The following is a 25,534-nucleotide window of genomic DNA, read 5'->3' as shown; positions in this document are numbered from 1 at the left end:
CCTCCGGTATTGTTTGGTTACTTCTTGTTCTTCAGGTTCTTCTTGTAGTCGGCAATGGCTCCGGCCACGTTGCATGCCTTGGCTGCACCGGGCCTGAAGCTGTATCGTCCACAGCCCCATTCACCGCCGATGCATGGACCGCTGCCATTATCACATGAGGGACTGCGTCCCTTGGTCTTTTGAGGATGATATCCGTTCGAATGGAACGGGCTGTTATGGCGGCACATACAGTGCAGAAGGTCCGTCCGACCTATCTTGGTCAGCACTTTGATGGCCACTTTTTCATATTTATTCAATTTGACCAGCTTGTTGGCGTAGTTCATCTGGGCGTAATGCTGCACGGAAGGCTTCCAACCGCAGTCCTTGGCCATCTTGGCCATTCTCACGCGGTAGGCCCCGGCGCCACCATCCATCAACGTACAGGCGAGCTTCTTGGACTGATAGTTCTGGGACATCTTCTGACAGCCCTTGCCTTCGCTCCACTTTTTCAACTCGGCATCGATGTCGTTGCGAATCTTGGCGTAGGCAGCAAAGGTCTTGGCATCATCACAGGAGCCAGCCCAATAGTTGTTCCAGCTGTCCTTGGTTCGCCCGAAGAAGCCCTTCTCGTCGCGAGCCTTCTTCATGGTGTTCGACATGGCGGAAAGGCATTCCAGATTATCGAAGTCGCGCTTGTACTCCTGCAACTGACGGCTGAACTTGGTGTTCTTCTTCTCTGCGGTGCGCCATGCCTCAAACTGATCCTTGAGGTATGCCTCCACTTCGGCTTCGCTGATCTGATCTGCCTTGAGCTTGGCAGCACCACCCGCCAGATTGCGGATTCGGTGCCCTTCGGTCAGGGCTTTGCGCACCATGGGGTTGGTGGGGTTCTTGATCATCATTTCCCGCACCTTGGCGTACGGATAGGCATAGCCCTGACTGAGACCAGCCCAGACAGCATCGCCCTCCTTGCCGCCGTCAAAGGCGAACTTGTACCCCTTGTAGAGATTCTGCGTGGTCTCATCGACAAGCATGTCGCGCACGGCAACCATGCCCTCGTACCCAGCAGTTCCCACGGCCACGGCCGTTGCCGTAGCGGGATGAATCTGGGCGGCGGAGGAAGTGAATGTCCAGATGGCACGGCGATAGTCGCCACTGTTGGCCTCAACCACTCCGGTGCCGGTATCCACGTTCAGCCCCACGTTCATGGCGTCTTCCATTTCGTCCAGACGCTTGATGAAGGGGTCACTCCCGAGCGCCGAACGCATCTTGTTCAGAAACGCTGCTTTCTTTCCGGCGGGCAATTTGGCCACGTACTTGGTGAGTAACTGGTCAGCCGAATTACGAACGGAACTCATGCAATCAGGACTGCCGCATGCCGTGACCATATTCTTGACCACAACGGTCACGGCCTGAAAAACGGCATCCGAATAATTACCCTTCTTGATTGCCGCGATGGAAGCACCACCATGGTTGTAGGTGTCCACGGCGACATTGATGGCCTTGGTCAGTTTCTCACCCGTCTTCGTGGGAAGATTCCACTTGGTAATAAGGGTCAGCCCCAGATTCTGAAGCGACTCTGCGAACTTGTTGTCACGCCCAAGGGTCAGATCCAGCTTGGTCATGGTGTCGATTTCACGGTCGATGCAATCGGCGTCCAATTCTCTATTCGCCACGGGCTGCACCAGCATGGGCGGAGTCATCTCCGTCACATCCGCGTAGGTGTAGATGGGCTGGTCAGGATAATAGTAGTTAGCCAGTTGGATGAGTTGCTTCCTGAGTTCAGCCACCTGAACACCGGAATTACACATCTTGAGAGCGCCCTCGCCCGCACTGGAGGTGAGCGGGATATCCGGCATCTCAGGCACGGTTATGAACTGCTCGAACTGCTCGTCGGAGATATCGAACTCCTCGTAATCAGGCAGTGAGTCGAGGAACTCCTGAGCCTCAGCATCTGCCGTGGCCTCGGCTGCAGCGACATCCGGCTGCGCGACCACCTCGACAGGCACGGTCAGGATCAGATCATTGGCGTCCGGGCCGCCGTACATGCGCAATTCAAGCGACCCCGGCTCGGCCGGGAGAGAAAAGGTCTGCGTCCCTTCATCCGCGAACTTGAGTTGCTTTTTTCCCAGCGCAACTTTGTATGCTTCATGCGTATTTCTCGGAGCGTCTGGTCGCATCAGCCCGAACCAGGAATCGGACGACCAGTCCTTTCGCGCGACATAATCCACGACCAGCGGATCAAAGGTGTACGTGGTGGGAGAAACGATCGTCATTGACGGTTTCCTGTCAGCGTACCCCTCGGGAAGCGCCACTTCAAAGCCAGCTTTCAAGACTGCCTTGTCAGCGTTGCGAGAAGGGAACATACGAAACTCGTATTTCCCGGGCTGCTTGGGTGCCACGACATACCAGGCCCCGGTCTTCTTCTGCTGGAGATTGAGATAGGCGACGTCCACCTTGTCCGCTTCTCCACCATTGGCATCAGGCGCATCGGCCGGCACCAAAGCGATCCACGCCTTGGGGTGCCAGTCCGGCATGGCGTTGAACACCAGCGAGAAGCCCTTCCCGGCTTCATAGGATTCCGAATCCAGCGCGATCTTGGGTTCACCGCTCCACTGAATATCCCTTACTTCAAAATCAACATGGGCCAGCTCCTGCCCCCGTCTGCTTCCTTCCGTGAAAACACGAAGAGAATACAATCCCTTTTCGCGGGGGGCAGCCATACTGATGACGCCGTCGCGCACATCACCAAGCCCCTTTGATCCCTTACGCTTGCTTGATGCCACGATATAATCTCCGTGCGGCACCTCAGCCGGAACCATCATAACGAAGGCTTTCGGCCATAAATCATTGGCAGGGGCTTCCACGGCAATCATCTCGCCGGGAGCAAAGACTGTTCTGGGAATGAATACGGCAGGAACAGGAGAGTCCTCATCCGGCACCACCTTGATAGTAGTGCGCGCCATGACCACCGCCTCCTTGGACGTATCGTTGGTCATGATCAATTCATAGCAACCGGGTTTGGGCGGCACATTTACCGGCACCACGCCATACTTGGCACCACCCAGTCGGCGGCCATCTATCTCAGTGCCAAACTGGACACTTTGATCCTTTACCGCTTTGCCGGGGGCGAACAGTCCATACCATGCAGGGCTGCTTTCAGGACCGACGTATCCAACCAGCAGGGTCTCACCCACAAAATACTGTTCCTTCACATTGGTGAAACCGTATCCCTCGTCGCTGTGTTCATTGATGAATGCACACTCGATTTGCGGGATGGGGATACCGTCTGCAGGACTCGGCGACTTGATGGAATCCACACCGAACAGCGACGCCATGAGCTTGTCGTACCAACTCATGACCACCTGTTTTGCCGCCTGCACTTCATCCGAAGCCATGACCTCGGAAGTCGTTTCCTTGGTCGCATCCCAGGCTTCCCCGGCCTGTTCCTTGACAGCCTGCATCTCTTCAGACTGCATCACCTCGGAAGATTTCTCCTTGGTCTTGTCCCACAGCTCGCCAGCGCTCTGCTTGGCAGCCTGCATCTCTTCGGAAGCCATGACCTCTTCGGTCTTGGCCTTTGCCTCGCCCCACAGGCTGGAAGCAGACGACAGCAGGGAATCCGCAACGGACAGCCGCTCCCATGTTCCGGCACCGGAAAGACTGTCACCCGAGACCGTCATGGTCTGGGGCTTCCACTCCTGCTTGTCACTACCCTGCCAGCGCCATTTGATCTCGCCGGAAAAGACGTTGGGATCATCCGTGGGCTTGAGCCTGAACGTTGTCTCCCCTTCGGTGAAACCATAAGCGCCAACCGGCCCCAACTCGGTGATGACGCCCACGATCTGGTCGCCATCCTGAGAAAATTTCACAGCGTGGCCATCCGCCCGTTTCCATTCTCCGACAATGGATGATTCACCTGCCAAGGCGACGCTGCCCATAACGACAGTCGTCAGCGCAACCAGTAAGGTTACAGCACAAATTTTGACCCATACACGCATCTCTCTCTCCGTCATCTCTTCTCTATTTGGAACCTTTACGTTTTCTCTTCACGCCGTGTGACTTGAGTGCAGCTTCGATCTCATCAAACCGACTCAATCCGTTGGCCATGATCTTGAAAATCCTGCCGTCCGCAGCATGGACCCGAATGCCAACTTCGTTGTTGTGCTGCATGGCAATACCCAACCCCGCAGCATGCAACGAGCCGCCAAACAGGATGAGTATCCGCCCCAACCGGGACGAAGTTTTGGATTCATATGATTGGAAATATTCGATACCGTCCCACGCAACTACGGACTCCCGTCCGCCCTTGACAATGCGCAGACCGTCGTCACTCACGAAGTACGCCAGACGGCTATAATGCAGACCTACCAGCAACAGCGCCAAGCCACACAACGCCATCAGCCACATGGCAATGGTGAGCCAGCCCCATCCTCCGTCCATGGACAGAATGGAAGCACCGGGAACATTATCCCAGATGATCAGGCACGGCAGCAGGCCAAAGCCCGCTGCAAGCATGAGTCCCAACAGGTCGGCAGACACCACGGCGCTGCCGTTGGAGTGGCGAATGGCATCAGCCCCCCACTTCCTGCGTGGTAAAAAGGCGTACAAGCACAGGCCCAACACGACCAACGCTACGCCCTGCCACTTTAAGGGACGCCAATATGGATAAGGGAGGTCCTGAAATTCCTGTGGGTAATCGTAACGGAAGGATAGCCACTTTGTGCCGTCGATGAGCACATATCCCTGAGGCATTGTTTTCAGGGAATCAAAGGGGGCTTCATCGGCAAAAAAGGCGAACTCGTTTTTGAAGTAACCAAAGCGACGGGACATCATCTCCGTATCGCCTTCGGGTTGCCCCATCCGCGAGAACAAGGAAGTCCATGCGTCACCGCTCACCGCCTGACGACGGTCCTTGGTCGCATGGAATTTGTATTCTTCAAAAGGAAGAATCTCATGCTCTTCCTTCCATTGTTTATACTGAGTGTAGCCCCGCTCAAAATCAGCCAGCTTCACAACCATGACCTTGTCTCCGGGCCACAGAAACAAGGCCCCTCCGACAAGTATCAACGCCAACACGACAAATCGTCGAATAATCTCAATCATACCGCCTGCACATAACAACCGCCAAATCGTCATCTTCCCCCGAAGAACAAGCCGAAACCGAAGAGAATTCTTAGCCTGACATTTGTATCATAACCACTTGAAGCGTCAACAAATAACCCACCTTACGAGCGACAGAAAATTTATCTTCTTAATATTTATATAGTTACCAGAATATATACAATTTCGTTTATGCCCGTTTCGTAGTGTGGCCCATCTGACAGCCATCAGACAATTTGACGAACAATATTTGCCTCTTGCGTTGCATATGGAGGGTATAGTTTGCTATCAATCGAATTTATGGACACCATAGAGGCTATCACTACATTTCTAGAGACCCGCAAATGGGTGGTCTTGGACGACCCCGAGGAGCATATATCCTTCCTCGCTGCGGGCGAATACAATGAGAATTACCGCATCACGGTCAACGAGATATACGGCGACGCATCCCACGTCTTTCGCATCAATCACGACAGCCAACTGGGGCTTGAGGACCAGATCGAGTACGAGTTCGCGGTGCTCCGCGCGCTGGTGCGCTCCGGCGTGACGCCGCGGCCCTTCTACTGCGAGCCCGACCCCAAGCTGGACGGGCTCGGCAAGGGTGTGCTGCTCATGGAGTACCTGCCGGGTCGCCCGCTGCAATACGAAAACGACTGGCGCGAGGCCGCCCGCATCTTTGCCAAAGTGCATTCACAACCCGTGGACCACAGCCTCATCGTGCAGGCCAATCCCATTCTGGACATCGCCAGGGAGAGCGAAGGACTCATTCATCGCTATCCCGATCATCCGATGACCAAACAGAAGCAGCTTCTCCTCGACTACCACGCCGAGATCACCCGGCTGGCCGAAGAAGCAGCCGAGGACTTCCGCGGCGATCCGCTGGTCATCGCCAACACCGAGGTCAACTCGCACAACTTCATCATCGATGACGAGACCGGGCGCGGCTGGCTGGTTGACTGGGAAAAAGCAGTCGTCACCAGTCGTTTTCAGGACATCGGACATTTCCTCGTGCCCACCACGACGCTGTGGAAGACGGACTTCCGCTTCACCGATGAGGGCAAGAAAAATTTTGTGGCTGCCTACCTTGACGAGGCCGGGCTGGACATGGATTTGGACACGGCCCTGCGCCTGACCGATCTCATGGAGCGAACCATCCTGCTGCGCGCCATGTCATGGTGCTTCATGGCCTACTACGAATACACGCGCGACGACCGCGCCCTGAAGAATGCGGACACCTTTGCCCGCATCGAGCAATATCTGGGAGACATGGAATGTTTCTTCGCGCAGAAGGCATAGCCAAATCCTTTGATGGGCAGCCTGTTCTGCGTGACGTCACTTTTGCCGTGGACAAGGGTGACATCGCCTCGTTCATCGGCCCGTCCGGCGTGGGCAAGACCACCCTGCTCAAGATCATCGCCGGGCTGGAAGAAGCTGACAGCGGCAAGCTCATCTTCGGCACACCGCCTGACAAGGACAACCCAGTCATTCTGGTGTTTCAGGATTACCTGCTCTTCCCCAACCTGACGGTTTTCGACAACGTGGCCTTTGGCCTGAAGGCGCGCAAGATCGCCAAGGCCGAGACCGAACGCCGCGTCATGGAGCTGCTGGATTTCTTCAATCTGGCGGACAAGCGCAACGACTACCCTGTCACGCTATCCGCAGGACAGCGACAGCGCGTGGCCATTGCCCGCGCCATGGTAGTCAATCCGGCCATTCTGCTGCTGGACGAACCCTTTGCCAATCTGGACCGCAACCTCAAGACATCCACGGCCGAGTTCATCCGCGACACGCAAAAGGCGTTTGGCGTCACCACCATTGCCGTGACCCACGATCAGGAGGAGGCGTCCCTCATGTCCGATCACGTGGGCGTGATGCTGGATGGTCAACTGGCACAGTTCGCACCGGCTCGTGAAGTATACGAACAACCGGCCAGTCTGGAAGTGGCCCGTTTCCTAGGCCCGGTCAACGAACTCCCAGTCGCCCTGTCCAAACGTATCGGGCTGGACACGCATCTGGGATATGCCCGCCCGCAGGATTTGCACGTTACAGCCCGCCCGGACGGTATGGGTGTCCTCACGGATATCACCTTTGCCGGGCAATACACGAAGTACACCGTCGACATCGACGGCACCCATATCACCACCCATGCAGCCAACAACGGCCTTTCCGTCGGCGACAGGGTGGACATCTTAGCCAACACCACCGAGGAGGGAGAATAAATGCGATTTGTAATGAACATCACCGTAGCGGTCATGCTCATGGCGGCATTGCTTATGGCCGGTTGCGGAGAAGCACCGCACAAAGAGAACGCCGAACCCCACGTCAAACTGCTGGACACTTCATGGAACGATATTGAAAAGCAGGCCCACGGCACCGAGGTCCGGTTCTACATGTATGGCGGCTTTGCGCACGTGAACAACTGGATCGACAACTATGTGGCCAAGGAACTTAAGGACCGCTACGACATCAAGCTGGTGCGCGTCCCAATGGACGCCGGTGTTTTCGTGAACAAGCTGATCACGGAAAAGAGCGCAGGCAAGACCGTTGGCTCCATCGACCTCCTCTGGATCAACGGCGAGAACTTCAAGGCTACCAAGGAAGCTGGCACCCTGTTCGGTCCCTATGCGGACAAACTGCCCAACTTCAACAAGTATGTGGACAAGGGGCTGGCCGGGTTCGACTTCGGCTACCCTGTCGAGGGATATGAAACCCCGTATGGCCGCGCCATGTATGTCTTCGAGTTCGATTCAGCTCGTACGCTGGAGCACCCTGAGAGCTTCACGAATCTGCTCGAATGGGTCAAAGCCCACCCCGGCAAGTTCACCTATCCGCAGCCTCCGGATTTCACCGGCTCCGCCTTCATTCGTCAGGCATTCTATGCGGTTTCTGGCGGTCCCGATCAGTATATGCACGGCTGGAATGAAAACCTCTTCAATGAAAATGCCCCCAAGCTCTGGGCATACCTGAATGAGCTGAAGCCGTACCTGTGGCAGGAAGGCAAGTCCTACCCCAAGGGCTCTGCCGAACTGGACACCCTGTTCGCCCGCGGCGAGGTAGACATCAACATGTCCTACCACCCGCTGCACGCCCAATCCAAGATTCTGGACGGCACCTATCCCGACTCGGTTCGCACCTTCATCATGAATGAAGGCAGCCTGTTCAACCTCCACTTCACGGCCATCCCGGCGAACGCGCCCAACAAGGCTGGCGCCATGGTGGCGGCCAACTTCCTGATGTCTCCCGAAGCCCAGCTCTCCAAGCTTGATCCCTCCAACTGGGGAGACTTCCCGGCCATCGTGGTCAATATGCTCCCTGAAGAAGAGCGCAAGCAATTCGATGCCATGGACCTCGGCGCAGCCACGCTGACACCGGAAGAACTGTCCAAGCAGTCTCTGCCGGAGATCCCGGCGGAATACCTGGAAGCTCTGGAAAAGGGCTGGGAGGAGAATGTCCTCAGGTAGGACTGAAGCCACTGCGGGCAGGACACTGCTCAAACTGTCGCCACTCCTGATCCCGCTGGCCCTGCTCTTTCTGGGCGGGCTCGCCATGACCGTGGCCCAATCCCTCGGTTTCTGGCTGCCCGTCCCCCATGAAGGAGGCCTGTTCGCGGCCTATGGGGAACTGTTACGCCCGCACATTCTTGCATCGGCCGCCCACTCGTTGTGGGTGGCCGCTGTTGCCACCGCAATCTCAGTAGCTCTCGGCGCGGTGTTCGCCTATCTCATCTGGCGGCTCCCCGAACGGCTGGAACGGCTCTCGGTGGTTTACAAGGTGCCGCTCATCCTGCCGCACATCGCCGTGGCCTTCATCGTGCTGATATTCTGGAGCCAGTCCGGCATCATGGCCTCTATCGGCCACCATCTCGGACTGGTAAACACGGTGCAGGACTTCCCCTCGGTCATTCACGGGGGCAGCGGTGCAGGGATGATCCTCGCCTACGTGTACAAGGAAGTGCCGTTCGTCATCATCCTCGCCTTTGCCGTGCTCAAGCGGCTGGACCCGAGGCTGGTACAGACCGCAGCCATGCTCGGTGCTGGTCCGGCAACCATCTTCTTTCGGGTGGCCCTGCCGCACATGCGCCCGGCCCTGCACACCGCGTCCATCATCCTGTTTCTGTACGCCTTCGGGGCCTTTGATATCCCCTTCCTGCTCAGCGAGAGCTCGCCCGGCATGCTCAGCATGGAGGTCTACAATCTCTACTTCCGGCGCGACCTCATCAACCGTCCGGTGGCCATGGCCATTCTGGTCTGCATGGTGATCTTCTCCCTCGGCTTCATCGTGGCCTACACCCGCATCGCCGCCCGCTTGAGCGGCAAGGACAGGAAGCTGTGATGTCGCACCTCTACCGTACGCTCATCTTCTCGGTCATCGCAGCCGCCTCCCTGCTCCCCTTGTCGGTGCTGGCGCTCTATGCGGTGGCTCCGGGCTGGAAATTCCCTGACCTGATTCCGGCCAAATTCGATCTGCGCGCGGTGCACTTTCTCGCCTCACAGGCTGGCCCAGTGACGCAACACATGCTCTCGTCACTGGCCTACTCCCTGCTGGCGGTCCTGCTCTCCTTTGGCCTGTGCATCGCCCCGGCTCACCATTTCGCCCGTCGCCATTTCAAAGGGAAAGCACTGATGGAAGGACTCTTTCTGGCCCCGGCGCTGGTACCGTCCATGGCCTTTTCCATGGGCGTCCACTTCCTGTTCATCAAGGCAGGGCTGGCCGACACCTTCATCGGCATCGTGATGGTGCTGACCATATTCAGCTACCCGTACATGCTCCGCGCCCTGACCGCGGGGTATCAGGCATTCGGCGAAGAGTTCGAACTATGCGCAAAGAACTTGGGTGCCGGGCCAATCCAACGATTTCTGCAAGTCGACCTGCCTATGCTCATGCCTGCCGCCATCGCAGGCGGCTCCGTGGTCTTTCTGGTGGCCTTTTCCGAATACTTTCTCGTCTTCCTCATCGGCGGCGGTGCCGTTGACTCCTTCACCGGCTACCTGTTCCCCTACCTCAACTCTTCCGACCGCAGCCTCGGCTCGTTGCTGACGCTGGTCTTTCTGACGGTTCCGGTGGGGTTATTCGTGATTATCGAATTGGTTGTTTCGAGAATGTATCGGCGAAAAGGTATTTACTAATTTCTCCAAAAGAGAACGCAAAAAAAGGCCGTCCCCATGAGGACGGCCTTTTTTTTGGCAAATGAATTATCTGAGACGCTACTCTTTCGGCATCTTCGAAGAATTGAGAATGCTGAGAACATACTCACCCAGATGCTGGGAGGCGTTGATGAAGCCGAGCACCTGAAAGAGTCGCTGATACTGGAACCGCTCGGTCACGCCCTGGGGACGCAGTTCGAGGAAACGACGCTCGGTGGCATCACATGCGGCGGCAAGCCGATGCGGGTCATGGGGCGTTCCGGTACCGATGGCGCGCAAGGCATCACCAGTGGCGCGAGTGAGCTCCATGAGTTCGGGGGCCATGATGATGTCAAAGGCCTTGCCGTCCACCTCGTTGAGCAGCACCAGCATGGCCTGCACGCGCTCGATGGATGAATTGAGGGCGGACACCTGCATGGAGAGCAGTTGCACGTCGTCGCGGAAGAAGCGGCGCTCGTGGGCATAGACCTTGTGGAACATTTCGCGGTTGTTCTTGGTTTCCACGGCCAGATCAAAGAGGAGGTCAGGGTCGGTCTTCTTCTGCAGGGACAGGAAGTTGCCCATGATGAGAAGGTAGTGATCGGCCAGCTCGTCATACTGCTTTTCGATGCGCTCACGCAGAGCCAAACCTGTACGATTGGGCCAGATAAATACAGAAACAAGGAAGGCGGAGAGCACACCAACGCCAATCTCGCCCACCCGGTAAAGGGCGAAGAGGATACGCCCATCGTCCTGCATGGCGGTCAGGTAGACGATGGAGACGGTAATGGCGGCCATGCGAAAACGGACATGGTACCGCGTCAGATAGGCGCATAGCCCTGTTGTGATGAAGATACCGAGCAGCGTGTAGTAATGCGTGGCCGGAAAGATGACGATGGCAGCGATACCGATGACCGCGCCAATGGCCGTACCTGTGAAGCGGTACAGACACATGTGAATGGAATCCGACACCTGAATCTGCATGACGATGACCGTGGAAACCACGGCCCAGTATGCATAGGGCAGCCCGATGAGATCGGAAAACCAGTAGGCCAACACACTGGCAAGACCGACCTTGATACCGTGACGCGTATGCCCGGTGGTCATATATTTTTGTAGAAATGCCATGGTAATTGGTTCCTCGGCCGCTCATTCTCTGATGAAATATCGCGGCGCAGAACGGTCCCTTTTCATACATTGATTGATCAGTCAACCATTATCCTGCAACAAGTTCCCGGTTGGGGTGCCAGCAAACGAAAAAGCCCACCGCCGGGAGACGATGGGCTTTTCGGAAAGCGAAGTCGTTCGCTCTACTAGTCGTCCATGTGTCCTTTCAGCGCGTTACAGAGCTGGTCGGCACAGGAAGTGTCCTTCTTGCCGCAGGTAATGCCGCTAAGTTTGTCCACCACATCGTCAATGTCCATGCCTTCAAGCAGCTTGGAGATGGCGGTCAGGTTGCCTTCGCAGCCACCAGTGAAGTGGAGCTTGGTCAGTTTGTGATCCTCCACCTTGTAGTGGATCATCTTTGCGCAAACCAGTTCCGGCTTGTAGGCGTCAACGTCGCCGGCCTGACCTTCGGTGGGATTCAGCGGGGAAAGGGGAGCAAGATCAAGTTGAAGTGTTTCCATGGGGTTCCGTCCATTTGTCTAATAGAGTTTCCGAAAACGGCAGCCGCGAGGGGCTCCCTACAGGCGCAAGTTGTACGCCATGTCTGAATGGCTGTCCACATATGGGGACAACCCTGACAAATGAAACTAAGTCGGAAGGCGACGTAGTCAAGGTGCGACTAGTCGAGCAGAAAGAGCTCGACAACCTCGATGGCCGTCCATGCCTGATACAGTGCCATGAGATAGAGAGTGACATTGGTGATGCCGTGAAACAGAGCCAGTCCGGCACGCTTGCCCTTGGGCTTTTGTAGCATCAATCCGGTGCCGAGGCTGACCAGAATGAGCGGTCCCATGGCAACGCCTACGTAATAGTGGCCGCCTGTCAGGTTCACGCTGCCCCAATAGAAGTGAGCCATGGCTAAACCGAGGGCAAGACCAAGCAGCCAAAGACAGTGCACCATCTTGCCCAGCAGGACATGCCGCTTCCAGTTGAAAAACGCCTTCTGACCCAGATGCTGGAACTTGAAGCGCATGTAGCCCATGTACATGACGTAGGTGGCGAGGATCAGGCAAACGGCCTGTATGATCGGATGTATCCAAAGCATGTCCAACTCCGGGTCAAGGGGTGTTCATCAATAAAAAACATAGGGTCAGTGGCAGGGAACCGTACATGGAAGCCGAAGCAAACCGCATGCGGCCAGCCAATACGGACAGGACCGCCCCGCCACCTGCCAGCAACAACACGGGCGGTACCAGCCATCGCAGGGAGGCTGGCCCGGCCAGTCCGGCCAGACAGCCGAGCCCGACAAAATACGCGCCCACCCAGATCACCATCAGCCGGGAACGGATGTGCGACGACAGGGTCGCCTCCAGCATGGCAAAACCGGCGCGGCGGTAATCGTCACGATGCTTCTCAGCCAGCAGCCAGAAATGGGGCACCTGCCAGAGATAAAAGATTGCAGTCACGCCAAGAATACGAAAATCCAGAGCGTTCCCACCGGCGGCCAGCCATCCGGTCAACGGAGGCACGGCCCCGGCAAAGCCACCTGCCAGCAACGCCATGGGCGTTACCCGCTTCAGCGGTGTGTAGAGGCCATTGTAAACGGCAACGATGGCAGCGCCCAACAGCAGGAGCGGCCAGCCCCCCGCGATGAAGTACAGACCGCCACCAGAGAGCATCCACAGCAGGGCCATGCGTAACGCTGCATTGACCGATAAGGCACCGGTCGCCAACGGACGGTCAGCAGTGCGCTCCATGCGCCGGTCCTGCTCCCGCTCCTGAATCTGGTTCAGGGCCGAACAGCCAGCGCACAGCAGGAATGAACCGAGCGCGGCGGCCACAGCCAGCCATGACTCGGTCACACCGTGGTAGTACGCGCCGAACAGGCTGCCGCCCGCCACGGCAAGACTCACTCGCGGGCGCGCCAATCCAAGGACCGCATGCATCACTAGCCGTCCCCCTTACCAAGGGACTTGAGGTACTTGATCAGCCCTTCCAGTGTCTCTTCGTCAATATCATCGTACGGCGGCATGCCGTCATCATATCCTTCGGGAATCCATGCCGATGGATTCGTAATGGCCTCACGCAGGTACTTTTCGTCAATCTTGACGGTCTTGGACTCGCCCGCTTCGTTGGTGACGGTCCGGGTCTCGCCAAAGAGTCCCTTGAATGTGGGACCGACGTCGTCCTCGCCCGTGGTGGTATGACAGGCCAGGCATCCTTCCTCGTCCGCCAGCTTTTCACCGGGGTGTCCTTCTCCACCGGTCATCAGATACTGTGCGATAAAGTCCAGATCGTCCTTGGACATTTCTCCGGCAAAGGAAGGCATATCATCGTCCCAGTCCTTCACCAGCAATGCGCCGGGTTCCATGATGGACTGCTTGATATACGCCTCGTCAGCCGTGACCTTTGCCTCGGTGCCGTCAGGACGGATGACCAAAAGCTCCTTACCCGCCAGATTCATGAGTGTCGGCGCAACATCCTCGCTGCCGTCCATGGAATGGCAGTCAAAGCAGCCATACTCTTCCATGAGCTTGAGACCCTGCTGGCCCGACTTCTTGGTCTCGTTGATCCAGATATCGAATGTGCCCTGCTCCACCACGCGCAGCACGGCCAGCATGTCGGCGTGCTTGAGGCCGCAGTACTCGGCACAGAAAATATCGAACTCGCCGGTCTTGTCCGACTCGAACCAGACCTCGGTGTCCATGCCCGGGACCATATCCCATTTCACGCGCATGGCCGGGATGTAGAAACTGTGGATGACGTCGCGGGCCTTGAGGTTGAGCTTGATGGGCGTATTGACCGGCACCACCAGCTCCGGCGCGCTCTTGCCGTTTTCATAAGTGAAGAGCCACGACCACATGCGGCCTTCCACCTGCACTTCCATGGCTCCTTCAGGAATGGTGCGCATGGCCTGAAAGCTGGTCCAACCGGTCCAGAACAGGCCAAGCACGATGATGGTGGGCAATCCTGTCCAGACGATCTCCAGCCAGACGCTGCCCTTGATATCCGCTGCATTCGGGTGACGTTTATGATGATACCGCCACAGAAAGAAGAGCATTGTCGCGGTCACGGCCACCAAGATGAACACGGAGAAGCCGAGGATGATCAGGAACGCCTGGTCCACTTCCTTTGCTGCGCTGAATACCTGTGGATACATAGTCTACCTGTATGCCGTGTCGAAGAAGGTGAAGCCGATAAATATGGCCAGAATCACGAAAGCCACCAACACCATGAGCTTGAGCGTCGTGTTCTCGTACTTGAGGTGCATGAAGAACATGACCACCAGTAACGCCTTGGTGGTGGCCACGGACATGGCGACCAGCACATTGAGGAAGTCGAGGTCAATGCCCGACACCACCACCGTGATGCAGGTCAGCACCATGAGCGCGGCCCAGACGCCGATAAAAAGTCCGTAACCGGGACCGTGATGATTCGTATTCGTCTCGTTCATACGCGTCCCTTCCTAGGTGATGAGGTAATAGAGTGGGAAGAGGTAGATCCAAATGAGGTCCACCAAATGCCAGTACAACCCGGCGTTTTCCAGGGCCACAAAATGATCAGGGGTACACTTCTCCCGCCGGATGAGCCACCAGACCCAGCCGAGCACCGCCATACCGATGATCACGTGGATACCGTGCAGCCCGGTCATGGCATAGTACAGGGCGAAATAGGCCTGCTTGCCCGGTGCCCAGTCCGCTATCTCGGTAGATCCGGGATAGATGCCGTGATGGAACTTTGCCGACCACTCGAAATACTTGATGACCAAGAAGCAGCACGCCAGCAGGATGGTCAGGCCGATAAGCATCTCCGACCGTTTCCGCTCTCCCCGCTGCAGGGCCACGATGGACAGAGCCGCGCACAGGGATGAAGTGATCAGCACCACGGTGTTGGTGGTTCCCATGGTCACATCAAGCAGCTTGCTCGCCTCGTGAAACTCCGTGGGGTACCGCTGGAAGGTCACGGCAAAGAGCACGAAAAGACCGCCGAAGAGGAGGATTTCCGTGAACAGGAAAATCCACATCCCCATCTTTGCGCCCTGATAATCATGATGCTCAGTCATGGTCCCTCACTTCGTGGAAGTCATAGGGGCCGTGTGTGACCACGGGTTCCTCGTCGAAATTGTGCGAGGGCGGCGGTGAAGGCAGCGTCCACTCCAAGGTTGCCGCCTGCCACGGGTTGCGCCCGACCAACTCTCCCCGATAGCGGGAATGAATCAGGTTGTAGAACATCAGGATAAGACCAATTGCCGTAATCCACGAGCCGTAGGTGGACCACTGATGCAGCTCGGTATACTGCGGCAGATAGTCGTAGTAGCGGCGCGGCATCCCGGCCAATCCCAACAGGTACATGGGGAAATAGAGGCCGTTGAGGCCCACTACGAGAATCACGGCGCTGATGTTGGCCAGTTTCTTGTTATACATGCGCCCGTAGATTTTCGGGAACCAGTAGTGAATGGCCGCGAACATGCCGAAGCCGGTGCCGCCAAAAATGACATAGTGGAAGTGGCCCACCACGAAATAGGTGTCATGCACGTGCATGTCTGTACCAGCCGAGCCGAGCACCAGCCCGGTGATGCCACCCATGGCAAACAGGAAGATGAAACCGAGGGCAAAAATAAGGGGCGGTTCCGGTCGGATGGCCCCCTTGTACATGGTGGAGAGCCAGTTGAAGACCTTGACCGCCGAAGGCACGGCCACGACGAAGGTCAGCAGCGAGAAAACCATGACCGCGGTATCGGACATGCCGGACACGAACATGTGGTGCGCCCAGACCAGCGAACCGGCAAAGGCGATGGCGAGACTGGAGCCCACGATGGTCTTGTAGCCGAAGATGGACTTGCGGCAGAAGACCGGGATGATGTCCGAGATCACACCCATGGCGGGCAGAATCATGATGTAGACCGCCGGGTGGGAGTAGATCCAGAACAGATGCTGGTACAGGATGGGATCGCCGCCCCGGGCCGGATCAAAGATGCCCATGCCGAGCAGTCGCTCGATGGCGATGAGCACCACGGTGATGGACAGGATGGGCGTAGCCAGCACCTGAATCCATGCCGTGGCATAGAGCGCCCAGGCAAACAGGGTGAGGCGCGTCCACTTGAGCCCCGGCGCACGCAGTCGGTGTATGGTGACGATAAAATTAAGCCCCGTCAGGATGGACGAAAAGCCGAGGATGAACACACCTGCCACGGCCACCGAGACGTTGGTGGACGTGACAGCCGAGAACGGCACGTAAAAGGTCCAGCCCGTATCCGGCGCGCCACCGCCCGTGAAGAGAGAGACAAGGGCGATGGCGCCGCCGATGATGTAGAGCCACCACGAGAACATGTTTAATCGCGGAAAGGCCACGTCCTCCGCCCCCAGTTGCAGGGGCAGGAATATGTTGCCAAAGGCGGCCGGGATGGACGGGATGACCACGATGAAGATCATGATCACACCGTGCAGGGTGAAGATGGCGTTATACGCCTGCGGACCGATGATGTCCTTGCCCGGCCCGAAGAGTTCCAGCCGGATGATCAGCCCCAGCAGCACACCCACCACGAAGAATAGGGCAATGCACCAGAGGTAGAGCATGCCGATACGTTTGTGGTCGATGGTGAAAAGCCATTCCAGTATCCAGTGTCGCCCCTTGGGGGCCATGAATCCCTGCGCGGTATCCGCCATGGTCTATCGCCTTTTTTTCTTGCCGCCGAGGATGAGCCACGCCAGGAAGATACCCACGAAGCCGAGAATGGAGAACCCGGAAACCCGCAGGATATCAAAGACGTAACGTCGTCCGTCAGGATCGTAGTTATAGCAGTAGGAGAGCAGTCGCTTGATGGAGAGCCCGGTCTTGCCTTGTGCGGCCTCGGTCCCTGCCATGGTGATGTCGAACGGCAGGAACGTGGTGCCGTACAGATAGCGCACAACCTTGCCGCCCGGCGCAATGGCAATGGCTGCCACGGGGTGTGCCCACAGCTTGCCCTGCTTTTGCACGGTGTAGCCGATGGCATCCAGCGTCTGGTCAATGGACTGCTGGTCGCCAGTGAGAAAAGTCCAGTATTCGGGCGGGAACTTGCCGTCGAGAATGGCGGTGTAGTTGCGCTTGGCCCGGGCAGCGTCCTTGGTCTGCTCCTCGGGCGCAAAGCTCAGGGAGACGACCTTGATCTCCTCGCCCGGTTTCAGCGCGACCTTGGGCAGGATGGAGGCAAAACCGCCCTGCAGCAGGTTGCAGACGTCGGGACAGCGGTAATAGATGGGAAGAAGCATGACCGGCGTGTCTTTGACCAGTTCCAACAGGCGCACCTTGTTGCCTTCGGAATCGGTGAATTCCACGTCCGGCAGCACATTGCCCAGCTTTTCCTCGATACCCACCGGGATGTCTGCTTCCTTGACCTCTTCCATCATCTTTTCATGATCGTGGGCCTCGGCATCCATCCCCTCCATGTCATGATCTGTCATGGACTGATCCTGATGGGCCTCGTGACCTTCCATGGATTCATTGGCCATGTCGCCATGATCCATGTGGCCCTCTTCCGTTAGGTCCAGCTTGGAGTGGTCCTTGCCATCATGCGGCATGGCCTCCTGGGCCATGGAAGAATGGTCATCACCATGCTGCATGGAACCGTGCTCAGTGGCCGCCCACGAGGGGGCGGCCATGAGCACGATAAGTATTGCAATCGCGATGAGCCGTTGCATGGCGCACCGTTACATGGAGCCGATGTGGTCGGCCATGGCCTTGATCTCCTCGGGGGAGAACTTGCCCAGCACGCGAGCCATGGTCTTCTTTTTCGCTCCGCCATAAGAGCCGTCCAGATAGCCTTCCAACTTCTTGTGGATCATCTCGGCGCCCTGTCCCTTCAGGACCACGCCACCACCAGCCTTGGAAGAATGGGTGCCGTCATTGTGACACTTGGCGCATTTCTTTTCGTACAAAGCACCACCGTCAACAGCCAGGGCGGCGGTCACGGACAAACACAGAATGGCAGAGAGCAGAAACAGAACTTTTTTCATTTGTAAAACCTCATTGGTATGTAAGTAATAAAGAAACCTATTTAGCAAAATAGGCTAAATTACCATTCATTGCAATGGACTGTTGCTTTTTTTACTACCACCACCAGTTTTCCAAAAAAAGAGGCCCCGCTGCAATATGCAGCGGGGCCTCATCGTTTGTGGGCTTATGCCGTTTTAGTAGTGCCGCCAGGATCCCGGAGCCTCGCGGTAATACTCATCCATGTATTCGCTGATACCGATGCGAACTTCATCATTCACCTCGGCGCGGGTCACATTCAATTCGGGATCAAGCCCCACATCAAGGGCAATTTCACGCAGGTGGTGTTGCACCTGATCGGCACGAATACGAAGGTTCTCGTCCTTTTCCAGACGTTCCTTGGAGAAACGGGCAGCAGTAATGAAGGTCATGGCAACCTCCTTGGCGTCTATTTCTTAATGAGAATGAACTTTCTTTACTCTGTATAAAATAAGTCGCCGACACCGTTGAGGCAAGCCTGATACTACTTCTTGAACATCTTGAAATCGGCTAGGAACTTCTCCCGCTTCTCCTTCACCTGCGTGGCGTTGGTCATGATCATGTCCAACTGCCGGGTGTGGGTGACGAGGTAGCCTATGATCTTGAGCCGGTAATCCATTTCTTCGCGATCAAGCCCTTCTACACGGGCGAACATGTTGTCCTGACGAATACGCACACGGAAGTCGAAATCCTCCAGCAGATCACCGATGAATTTGGCGCGCAGAACACGACGGTCCACGTTGGCCGCCCCGCCCTTGAACTGGAAGCTGGCGTAATTCTCGGAGATCCGGTCACTGACCAGCGACTCCACGCCACAGAAATGGAACCCGAAGCGAGACTGGAGGCAGCAATAGTTCTTGGAGATCATGAAATAGTTCTTCTGGGTGTAATGCGAACGTCCGGCCGGGACCAGATTGGGATTGGCCGTGGCCTCGAACATGACGGACATGAGCCCGCCCGCATGCATGGGCGGCGGGCCTTCCCATGGCACAGCCTGCATACCCTCCCACAAGGCACGCATGGGAAAGGAATCCACATGCTCCAGCAACACGCAACGGTCTTCGCGGTCTTCGCCCTCCGGCGAGATGCCGTCATCCAGATTTAGCACCCAGAACTGCTTGGGCACGCCGCAGATGAGCTGGCGCGACGCCGCCTGAATGAAGTCCTCATGGGTACTCATCTCGAACATTTCCCGCACAGCCATTTCATGGGCAAAGCGCATGATGTCGTGCAGGGTCTTGCAGCCGGAAGGCCGGAACTCCGGCGCCTCGGGATTGGTCAGATTGAGGCGGACAATATGCCGCGCCGCCCTGCGCAAGGTGGCCTGCACCGGACTGCCGCGCATGACGCGCTGCCTCGGTTTCTCCACCAGCAGGGCCTCGACCGCGCCGTCGTAGACGCCGTGCCCGTCCGCATCCACAGTGACAATCTGGCCGTTTTCCAGACTGTCCATGGCACCCTTCACCCGAAAGATGGCCGGGACACCGAACTCGCGGGCAACGTTGGCGAGGTGCCCGGCAATACCGCCCTGCTCCGTAATCACCGCGCTACATCGATCCAGCAACGCCGCCCTGCTGGGTAAGGCCTGCCGTAACACCATGACACCGCCGTCAGGAAACGTCAGGGCATCCGCATCTTTACGAATCACATGAACCGGCCCGACACCAACACCTGGACTGGCTGTGCGGCCACCATGCAGAAGGGGGGACGGCAAATCGCCCACGGCTTCATGAGGTCCCTCATCTTCATCCATCAACATCAATGGACGACACTGCAACAGGTGGAACACACCGTCGTCGGTGACGGCCCACTCCACGTCCTGCGGCAATCCGAAATATTCTTCCAGCTTCACGGCCTCGGCTGCCACGCGAACAGCTTCCTCATCACTGAGGGAGGGAACGTTCTGGTTCTGATCCAGCACCTCCAGTCGGCAGATGCCCTCGGCATCGTGACATCCGTACTGTTCCACCTTTTCGGCGACCAGTCGCTCCACCACTTCTGCGGGCTCACGGCCGACCTGAAATTCATCTGTGGCAATGGAGCCGTCCACAACCGCCTTGGGCAATCCCCAGACCGAATGGACCGACACCCGCTCATCGCGGATATTCACCGGGCTACGGGAATAGGCCACACCACCGGAACGAGCATCCACCATAACCATACAGCCCACGGACATGGCGACATCCTCGTCTCTGATCCCCTGCGCCAACCGATATGCCATGGCCTGCAACGAATACTTGGACGCCACGACCTCCTTGTAGGCATTCAGCAGGGAACTCCGGTCCACGTTGAGGATGGATCGATACTGCCCGGCAAACGAGGCGCCTTCGATGTCCTCGCCCAACGCCGAAGAACGGACAGCCAGCTTGACCTCTTGCCCTGTTGCGGCACGCAGGTCATCGTAGGCGGCCAGAATCTTTTCTGCCAACTCATTGGGCAAACGGGCATCGATGACCATCTGCATGATACGGGATGAGAGCCTGAACATGGCTTCCCGGTCATCGGGATCAACCATCTGGATGAGACGATCGATCTCCTTTTCTCTGCCACCAGCCCGCATATAAGCGCGAAAGGCATCGGTGGTTACAACGAATCCCTCGGGGATATTCATGTTCAGAGCACGCCCTGCCTCCCCAAGCATAGCCATCTTTGGGCCGGTCAGATCGGCGTGATCACGGCCGACATCAGCCAGATTCAGTACCAGCACCCGGGGCGGCTTGTAATCCTCCCCCGCTTCCAGATGCGGCATGATGTTGGCCTGTATGGATTGGTAGGCAGGCATGAGACCTGCGTAAGCCTTGGGGTTGAGTTCCGTCAGGTGACGAACCATCTGAAAGATGGACGTTGAGATACGCGTACACAAGGTGCGCACGTAGTGCATCCCGTAAGGAGTGAAGCCACGCAAGGCCTCCTCCAACTCTCCCATCAGTTCATGGGCGTTATTATTTGCCTGAAGCAGCAGACGGAAGTGATCGTACCGCTCCGACAGGGTCCGGCGCATCTCGGCGATTTCTTCCGGTGATTTTTCCGGTTTGCCGAAGAAAGGAAACCAATCAAAAAAGCCCATACAACTCCGGGGTCAGGTTATTCCTGTTTGCAACCAAGCCGATCCACGGCCCAATTGTGCATGATCTCCAGCATGGGAAAGACGGAATGGCCGAGTTCAGTCAGCTCATACTCCACCCGAGGCGGTACCTCGGGAAACACAGTGCGCACCAGCAGACCATCGTCTTCCATCTCTTTGAGCTGTTGAGTCAGCATCTTCTGGCTCACGCCGGGTACGATGCGCTCCAGCTCCTTGTACCGCATGGGCTGCTCATGCAAGTGCCACAGAATCAGGCTCTTCCACTTGCCGCTGATCATGTCCATCGTCACCTCGACCGGACAGCGGTACTCTTTTCCCTTGTACGTAAGCATATCGCCTCAAAAAAAGTTTCCGCCCCAGGGGCGTGGTATTGTTCAATTCCTACCAAAAGGTTCGCCACGAATAAAATAGTGCCTTCTTGTGCAATGAAATTATTAGGTTACATTGTTTTCAACGAAATCAAACCGCAAGGAGAATATCAATGTCTTATCCCAGAAACTTTTCCCATATCGGCATCACCGTCACCGACCTGGACGAAGCTGTCCGCTTCTACACCGAGGTCATGGGCTGGTACGTCATCATGCAGCCCACCACCATCACCCAGGACGACTCCGCCATCGGCGTCATGTGCAATGACGTGTTCGGCGAGGGTTGGGGCAGTTTCCGCATCGCCCACCTGTCCACCGGCGACAAGATCGGCGTAGAGCTGTTCGAATTCCCCAACTCTGAACGCCGCGAAAACAACTTCGAATTCTGGAAGACCGGCGTATTCCACTACTCTGTTCAGGACCCCGACGTTGAAGGACTGGCCAAGAAGATCGTGGAGAACGGCGGCAAGCAGCGCATGCCTGTTCGCGAATACTTCCCCGGCGAAAAGCCCTACCGCATGGTCTACTGTGAAGACCCGTTTGGAAACATCGTCGAAATCTATAGCCACAGTTACGAACTGACCTACTCTGCCGGCGCCTATCAGGACTAACCAGGCAGAACGTATGGCCCGGTCCCCTGAACGGGGATCGGGCTAGCCGGTCCGGCTGATCTTCCGTTCCTTGAGCCGCTTCTGCTTGGCGGCGTCCTCAACCTTGTAAATCAGGTCCTGAAACTCCATGGGCTTCATGAGATAATCGAACGCGCCCAGCTCCATGCCGCGAATGGCGACCTCCACACTGGCGTGCCCAGTGAGCATGACCACCTCCATGAGCGGCCACTGGGTCTTGATCTGATTGAGAACGGCAATGCCGTCCATGCCGGGCATCTTCACGTCCAGCACCACCACATCAGCGTCGAAATCATGCAACTTTTCAAGAGCTTCTTCTCCCGAAGAAGTGGCACAGACCTCGAAACCTCTCTTGCCCAGTCGCTTCTCCAGCGTCTCCACGAAATGGACCTCATCGTCCACAAGCATCACTTTGATGTTGTCCACGTTGAGCTACTCCCTGTTTTGATCCACGGCCTCTTGGATCTTTGCAATGAGCTCATCCAGGTCGCAGGGTTTGAGAAGATAGTCGAAGGCGCCCTGAGCCAACCCTTCGCTGGCCGCCTGCTCCGAGCCATGGCCCGTGAGCATGATCACCGGCATCTCCGGGACCATCTTCTTGAATATCGTCAGGACTTCAATACCGTCCATGTCCTCCAGCTTGAGGTCGAGAACGGCAACGTCGAAGTCCGCCTTGCGCAACACCTGAATGCCGTCGGTGCCGCTGGGGGCGGCGGTCATGTCGAACCCCCGCCTGCCCATGCGCTTGGTCAGGACTTCCAGAAAGCCCACTTCATCGTCCACCAACAGGACGCGTATCGGTTCGTCGGTCATTTCCGTCTATACTCCTCGCCGCAGCGCAATGTGCCGGGCGCGTGCTTCCAGTATGCGGTCTTCATGGGCCACCTTCTTGTCATAGGCTTCGTCCACCTTGGCAAGCAGCCCGTCCATGTCGCACGGCTTCATCATGTAATCAAACGCACCGCGCTTCATGCCCTCGATGGCGTTCTCGACCGTGGCGTGACCGGTAAGCATGATCACCTCCACCAGCGGATGTTCCGCCTTGATCCGGGCCAGAGCTTCGATGCCGTCCATACCGGGCATCTTCACATCCAGCACCACCACGTCAATGGTCACCTTGCTGAGGGTGTCCAGTCCCTCCTGCGCGTTGAACGCAGTGGACACCGGATAGTTACGCATTTCAAGACGTTTTGCCATGGTTTCCACAAAACCCTGTTCGTCATCGATGAGTAAGATTCGTGCTGGCATTCAGACCTCCGTTTGGTTCCGCAATCCCATTGCGATGTTTTTTCTAACCTTCCCCTTGTTCCACATTGTCCGGATTACCCTCTGCCATGGGTAGCCGGATGGTGAATGTGGTTCCCTGATCCACTATGGACTTGACCGAGATTTCACCGTCCATCTTGTTGATGATGCCATAGATGATGGACAACCCCAGCCCAGTCCCCTTGCCCACCGGCTTGGTGGTAAAGAAGGGATCAAAAATTCGCGATAAATTTGCCTGTGGGATACCCACACCCGTGTCTGAAATGGAGACCACCACATTCTGATCTTCCACACGGGTCATGATATCCAGATTGCCTCCTCCCGGATCCATGGCGTCGATGGCGTTATTGATGAGATTGAGCAACACCTGCTGCAATTCGGATGCGCTGCCTTCCACGGCAGGTATGGAGTCGGCCAGGCTTGTCTCGATGAGTACATTGGCATAGCGGGCGCGCTGTTCGCAAAACTCGGCCATCTCCTGCACCATGTCGTTGAGGGAAATTTCTTCGACAGTGGGATCGATCTTGCGCGCAAAGCTCAGGAGCTTGTGGGTAATCTCACGGCAGCGCACTCCCTGATTGCGAATCTGGTTCAGTGCACGCTGGACCTCTCGCTCATTGTCGTCCTTGTTCAGCCCCTCATCCAGCAAATCCTGAATCCACCCGGCTTCTTCCACCATGATGGCCACCGGATTGTTGATCTCATGGGCAATACCCGCGGCAAGTTCACCCACACTGGCGAGCTTGCCCGCTTCGATGACCTGCTCGTTCATCATTTCCTTTTCCATGTCGGAGAGCTCGACCTTTCGAGCCATGCGTCGACTCATGAGGTAGGCCATGGCGCCAATGGAGATACCGCCGAGCAGAACCATCACGATCAAGAGATTCCGGGTACGATTGAGTGCGGAGAAGACATCCGAGGCTTCCTGCTGGAAGACCATAAGCCACTCGCCGGACTTCAACGGGCTGGTCACGAAGATGATATTCTCGCCTGTGACAGGATCGGCCTCGATGGTCATGGCGGCGCGACCGCGGCCCAGCTTTGAGGAGTTATCAACCTGCTTCACCAACTGGCGCAGCAAAGGCATCTCGCCGGTCATATCACGGCGGGGCGTGGTCTGAAATTCAGCATCCTTGTTGATGATGTAGGCCAGACCGGTCTCGCCTATGCGGATGTCTTCCACCAGCTTGTTGAAGGCGATGAAGTCGAGGGCGGTTCGCAGCACCCACTGCCGTCCCTCGCTCTCCATCTGGAGGGCGATGATGAAATGGGGAACGCCACGCAAGCCAAGGGAAACATCGCTGACATACACCTTGCGCTTTTGTACGTCCTTGAACCACTCGGCCTCGGCATAGTCGGCGCCCTCGAGCTTGTATGGACCTGCGTAGACCTCCTGAATGCCCTTGTCATTGACAAGACCGAGGTCCACGAAGTCGGTGCCATGCATACGCACCAGCACATCGTGGAGTTTCTTGAGACCGTCCTCATCCTGCAAACGGTTCACGCCGACCACTTCGGCCAGCACCTGTATTTCCGCAATCTTTTCTTCCAGAAAGACATCCACGGACTGGTCATGCTTGAGCACCAGTTCACGCAGATGGGCCTCCACCTTTTCTTCGTAGGCTACGCTGTATTGATATCCGGCAATAAGGGCGATGATGAAAAGCGGCGCAATGGAAACCAACACAATGGTCGCCATCATGGACTTGGCCAAACCGTGATAATACTGATGATCCGACATACCGCTTCCTCATGAGAACATTCACGATAGCATCAACCGCAACGCTACAGGCAGAGTAGAGCTTACACCTATCAGAAGAGTATCAAACGCATAGGAATAACACAACAACGAGGAAGCTTATC

The 25,534-nt window shown here is 56.8% G+C and carries 25 protein-coding genes; 6 read left to right on the top strand and 19 right to left on the bottom strand.

The window, feature by feature from the left end; all coding sequences use genetic code 11:
• Positions 1-17 precede the first annotated feature (17 nt).
• Positions 18-3,980 (bottom strand): hypothetical protein, encoded by a 3,963-nt coding sequence (locus tag HFN16_RS10105; RefSeq protein ID WP_168890634.1) that lies wholly within the window; start codon positions 3,978-3,980, stop codon positions 18-20.
• 22 nt (positions 3,981-4,002) lie between these two features.
• Positions 4,003-5,085, bottom strand: a complete 1,083-nt coding sequence (locus tag HFN16_RS10100; protein WP_168890633.1) for a hypothetical protein — start codon at positions 5,083-5,085, stop codon at positions 4,003-4,005.
• Positions 5,086-5,364: 279 nt separating this feature from the next.
• Between HFN16_RS10100 and HFN16_RS10095 the strand changes: the two genes are divergently transcribed.
• From HFN16_RS10095 to HFN16_RS10075, 5 genes are read left to right on the top strand one after another with little or no spacing between them, the layout of a single operon-like run.
• The gene (locus tag HFN16_RS10095; RefSeq protein ID WP_247648304.1) at positions 5,365-6,378 is read left to right on the top strand and encodes an aminoglycoside phosphotransferase family protein; all 1,014 of its coding nucleotides are present in this window, start codon (positions 5,365-5,367) and stop codon (positions 6,376-6,378) included.
• Positions 6,354-7,301 carry an ABC transporter ATP-binding protein gene (locus tag HFN16_RS10090; RefSeq protein ID WP_168890632.1) on the top strand — a complete coding sequence of 316 codons (948 nt, stop codon included), beginning with the start codon at positions 6,354-6,356 and terminating at the stop codon, positions 7,299-7,301. Before HFN16_RS10095 ends, HFN16_RS10090 begins: the two co-directional genes overlap by 25 nt.
• Positions 7,302-8,543, top strand: coding sequence for an ABC transporter substrate-binding protein (locus tag HFN16_RS10085; protein ID WP_168890631.1), 1,242 nt, complete (start codon positions 7,302-7,304; stop codon positions 8,541-8,543).
• A complete protein-coding gene (locus HFN16_RS10080; protein WP_168890630.1) occupies positions 8,530-9,414 on the top strand; it encodes an ABC transporter permease subunit in 885 nt (294 codons plus the stop codon). The genes HFN16_RS10085 and HFN16_RS10080 overlap by 14 nt, the downstream gene beginning before the upstream one ends.
• Positions 9,414-10,208 carry an ABC transporter permease subunit gene (locus tag HFN16_RS10075; protein ID WP_168890629.1) on the top strand — a complete coding sequence of 265 codons (795 nt, stop codon included), beginning with the start codon at positions 9,414-9,416 and terminating at the stop codon, positions 10,206-10,208. The genes HFN16_RS10080 and HFN16_RS10075 overlap by 1 nt, the downstream gene beginning before the upstream one ends.
• 78 nt (positions 10,209-10,286) lie before the next feature.
• On the opposite strand, the gene HFN16_RS10070 is transcribed toward HFN16_RS10075, so the two are convergent.
• The 13 genes from HFN16_RS10070 to HFN16_RS10010 form a co-directional block, all read right to left on the bottom strand.
• A complete protein-coding gene (locus HFN16_RS10070; RefSeq protein ID WP_168890628.1) occupies positions 10,287-11,333 on the bottom strand; it encodes an FUSC family protein in 1,047 nt (348 codons plus the stop codon).
• Positions 11,334-11,518: 185 nt separating this feature from the next.
• Positions 11,519-11,833 (bottom strand): TIGR03905 family TSCPD domain-containing protein, encoded by a 315-nt coding sequence (locus tag HFN16_RS10065; RefSeq protein ID WP_168890627.1) that lies wholly within the window; start codon positions 11,831-11,833, stop codon positions 11,519-11,521.
• Between the two features lie 158 nt (positions 11,834-11,991).
• Positions 11,992-12,417 carry a hypothetical protein gene (locus HFN16_RS10060; protein WP_168890626.1) on the bottom strand — a complete coding sequence of 142 codons (426 nt, stop codon included), beginning with the start codon at positions 12,415-12,417 and terminating at the stop codon, positions 11,992-11,994.
• Positions 12,418-12,430: 13 nt separating this feature from the next.
• Positions 12,431-13,258: a protoheme IX farnesyltransferase gene (locus HFN16_RS10055; RefSeq protein ID WP_168892327.1), complete on the bottom strand. Its 828-nt coding sequence runs from the start codon at positions 13,256-13,258 to the stop codon at positions 12,431-12,433.
• A gap of 2 nt (positions 13,259-13,260) precedes the next feature.
• The gene (gene coxB / locus HFN16_RS10050; RefSeq protein WP_168890625.1) at positions 13,261-14,472 is read right to left on the bottom strand and encodes a cytochrome c oxidase subunit II; all 1,212 of its coding nucleotides are present in this window, start codon (positions 14,470-14,472) and stop codon (positions 13,261-13,263) included.
• A gap of 3 nt (positions 14,473-14,475) precedes the next feature.
• Positions 14,476-14,766, bottom strand: coding sequence for a cytochrome C oxidase subunit IV family protein (locus HFN16_RS10045; protein ID WP_168890624.1), 291 nt, complete (start codon positions 14,764-14,766; stop codon positions 14,476-14,478).
• 12 nt (positions 14,767-14,778) lie between these two features.
• Positions 14,779-15,375: a cytochrome c oxidase subunit 3 family protein gene (locus tag HFN16_RS10040; RefSeq protein ID WP_168890623.1), complete on the bottom strand. Its 597-nt coding sequence runs from the start codon at positions 15,373-15,375 to the stop codon at positions 14,779-14,781.
• Positions 15,368-16,978: a cytochrome c oxidase subunit I gene (ctaD, locus tag HFN16_RS10035; protein ID WP_168890622.1), complete on the bottom strand. Its 1,611-nt coding sequence runs from the start codon at positions 16,976-16,978 to the stop codon at positions 15,368-15,370. Before ctaD ends, HFN16_RS10040 begins: the two co-directional genes overlap by 8 nt.
• 3 nt (positions 16,979-16,981) lie before the next feature.
• The gene (locus tag HFN16_RS10030) at positions 16,982-17,992 is read right to left on the bottom strand and encodes an SCO family protein (RefSeq protein ID WP_168890621.1); all 1,011 of its coding nucleotides are present in this window, start codon (positions 17,990-17,992) and stop codon (positions 16,982-16,984) included.
• Between the two features lie 9 nt (positions 17,993-18,001).
• Positions 18,002-18,307, bottom strand: a complete 306-nt coding sequence (locus tag HFN16_RS10025) for a c-type cytochrome (protein WP_168890620.1) — start codon at positions 18,305-18,307, stop codon at positions 18,002-18,004.
• Positions 18,308-18,481: 174 nt separating this feature from the next.
• Entirely contained in the window at positions 18,482-18,715 is a 234-nt protein-coding gene (locus tag HFN16_RS10020) for a hypothetical protein (RefSeq protein ID WP_247648303.1), read from the bottom strand.
• Between the two features lie 92 nt (positions 18,716-18,807).
• The gene (locus HFN16_RS10015; RefSeq protein WP_168890619.1) at positions 18,808-21,390 is read right to left on the bottom strand and encodes a PEP/pyruvate-binding domain-containing protein; all 2,583 of its coding nucleotides are present in this window, start codon (positions 21,388-21,390) and stop codon (positions 18,808-18,810) included.
• Between the two features lie 17 nt (positions 21,391-21,407).
• On the bottom strand, positions 21,408-21,740 hold the full coding sequence (locus HFN16_RS10010; protein ID WP_168890618.1) for a helix-turn-helix domain-containing protein: 333 nt from the start codon (positions 21,738-21,740) through the stop codon (positions 21,408-21,410).
• Positions 21,741-21,889: 149 nt separating this feature from the next.
• Between HFN16_RS10010 and HFN16_RS10005 the strand changes: the two genes are divergently transcribed.
• Positions 21,890-22,387: a lactoylglutathione lyase family protein gene (locus HFN16_RS10005; protein WP_168890617.1), complete on the top strand. Its 498-nt coding sequence runs from the start codon at positions 21,890-21,892 to the stop codon at positions 22,385-22,387.
• Between the two features lie 42 nt (positions 22,388-22,429).
• On the opposite strand, the gene HFN16_RS10000 is transcribed toward HFN16_RS10005, so the two are convergent.
• The 4 genes from HFN16_RS10000 to HFN16_RS09985 are packed head-to-tail and all read right to left on the bottom strand — an operon-like array spanning position 22,430 to position 25,412.
• Positions 22,430-22,831, bottom strand: coding sequence for a response regulator (locus HFN16_RS10000; protein ID WP_247648302.1), 402 nt, complete (start codon positions 22,829-22,831; stop codon positions 22,430-22,432).
• Between the two features lie 6 nt (positions 22,832-22,837).
• Entirely contained in the window at positions 22,838-23,218 is a 381-nt protein-coding gene (locus HFN16_RS09995) for a response regulator (protein ID WP_168890616.1), read from the bottom strand.
• Positions 23,219-23,224: 6 nt separating this feature from the next.
• On the bottom strand, positions 23,225-23,653 hold the full coding sequence (locus tag HFN16_RS09990; RefSeq protein WP_168890615.1) for a response regulator: 429 nt from the start codon (positions 23,651-23,653) through the stop codon (positions 23,225-23,227).
• A gap of 43 nt (positions 23,654-23,696) precedes the next feature.
• Positions 23,697-25,412, bottom strand: coding sequence for a PAS domain-containing sensor histidine kinase (locus tag HFN16_RS09985; RefSeq protein ID WP_168890614.1), 1,716 nt, complete (start codon positions 25,410-25,412; stop codon positions 23,697-23,699).
• Positions 25,413-25,534: the final 122 nt, after the last annotated feature.

The organism is Pseudodesulfovibrio sp. zrk46 (assembly GCF_012516435.1).
In the GTDB taxonomy this organism is placed as follows: Bacteria; Desulfobacterota; Desulfovibrionia; order Desulfovibrionales; family Desulfovibrionaceae; genus Pseudodesulfovibrio.
The sequence above is the reverse complement of the archived record's forward strand: the minus strand, read 5'-3'. Positions and strand labels throughout refer to the sequence as shown.

Coding starts and splice junctions, on each gene's coding strand:
- HFN16_RS10105 (WP_168890634.1), bottom strand. CDS start 3,980: ATGCGTGTATGGGTCAAAATTTGTGCTGTAACCTTACTGGTTGCGCTG.
- HFN16_RS10100 (WP_168890633.1), bottom strand. CDS start 5,085: ATGATTGAGATTATTCGACGATTTGTCGTGTTGGCGTTGATACTTGTC.
- HFN16_RS10090 (WP_168890632.1), top strand. CDS start 6,354: ATGTTTCTTCGCGCAGAAGGCATAGCCAAATCCTTTGATGGGCAGCCT.
- HFN16_RS10085 (WP_168890631.1), top strand. CDS start 7,302: ATGCGATTTGTAATGAACATCACCGTAGCGGTCATGCTCATGGCGGCA.
- HFN16_RS10080 (WP_168890630.1), top strand. CDS start 8,530: ATGTCCTCAGGTAGGACTGAAGCCACTGCGGGCAGGACACTGCTCAAA.
- HFN16_RS10075 (WP_168890629.1), top strand. CDS start 9,414: ATGTCGCACCTCTACCGTACGCTCATCTTCTCGGTCATCGCAGCCGCC.
- HFN16_RS10070 (WP_168890628.1), bottom strand. CDS start 11,333: ATGGCATTTCTACAAAAATATATGACCACCGGGCATACGCGTCACGGT.
- HFN16_RS10065 (WP_168890627.1), bottom strand. CDS start 11,833: ATGGAAACACTTCAACTTGATCTTGCTCCCCTTTCCCCGCTGAATCCC.
- HFN16_RS10060 (WP_168890626.1), bottom strand. CDS start 12,417: ATGCTTTGGATACATCCGATCATACAGGCCGTTTGCCTGATCCTCGCC.
- HFN16_RS10055 (WP_168892327.1), bottom strand. CDS start 13,258: ATGCATGCGGTCCTTGGATTGGCGCGCCCGCGAGTGAGTCTTGCCGTG.
- coxB (WP_168890625.1), bottom strand. CDS start 14,472: ATGTATCCACAGGTATTCAGCGCAGCAAAGGAAGTGGACCAGGCGTTC.
- HFN16_RS10045 (WP_168890624.1), bottom strand. CDS start 14,766: ATGAACGAGACGAATACGAATCATCACGGTCCCGGTTACGGACTTTTT.
- HFN16_RS10040 (WP_168890623.1), bottom strand. CDS start 15,375: ATGACTGAGCATCATGATTATCAGGGCGCAAAGATGGGGATGTGGATT.
- ctaD (WP_168890622.1), bottom strand. CDS start 16,978: ATGGCGGATACCGCGCAGGGATTCATGGCCCCCAAGGGGCGACACTGG.
- HFN16_RS10030 (WP_168890621.1), bottom strand. CDS start 17,992: ATGCAACGGCTCATCGCGATTGCAATACTTATCGTGCTCATGGCCGCC.
- HFN16_RS10025 (WP_168890620.1), bottom strand. CDS start 18,307: ATGAAAAAAGTTCTGTTTCTGCTCTCTGCCATTCTGTGTTTGTCCGTG.
- HFN16_RS10020 (WP_247648303.1), bottom strand. CDS start 18,715: ATGACCTTCATTACTGCTGCCCGTTTCTCCAAGGAACGTCTGGAAAAG.
- HFN16_RS10015 (WP_168890619.1), bottom strand. CDS start 21,390: ATGGGCTTTTTTGATTGGTTTCCTTTCTTCGGCAAACCGGAAAAATCA.
- HFN16_RS10010 (WP_168890618.1), bottom strand. CDS start 21,740: ATGCTTACGTACAAGGGAAAAGAGTACCGCTGTCCGGTCGAGGTGACG.
- HFN16_RS10005 (WP_168890617.1), top strand. CDS start 21,890: ATGTCTTATCCCAGAAACTTTTCCCATATCGGCATCACCGTCACCGAC.
- HFN16_RS09995 (WP_168890616.1), bottom strand. CDS start 23,218: ATGACCGACGAACCGATACGCGTCCTGTTGGTGGACGATGAAGTGGGC.
- HFN16_RS09990 (WP_168890615.1), bottom strand. CDS start 23,653: ATGCCAGCACGAATCTTACTCATCGATGACGAACAGGGTTTTGTGGAA.
- HFN16_RS09985 (WP_168890614.1), bottom strand. CDS start 25,412: ATGTCGGATCATCAGTATTATCACGGTTTGGCCAAGTCCATGATGGCG.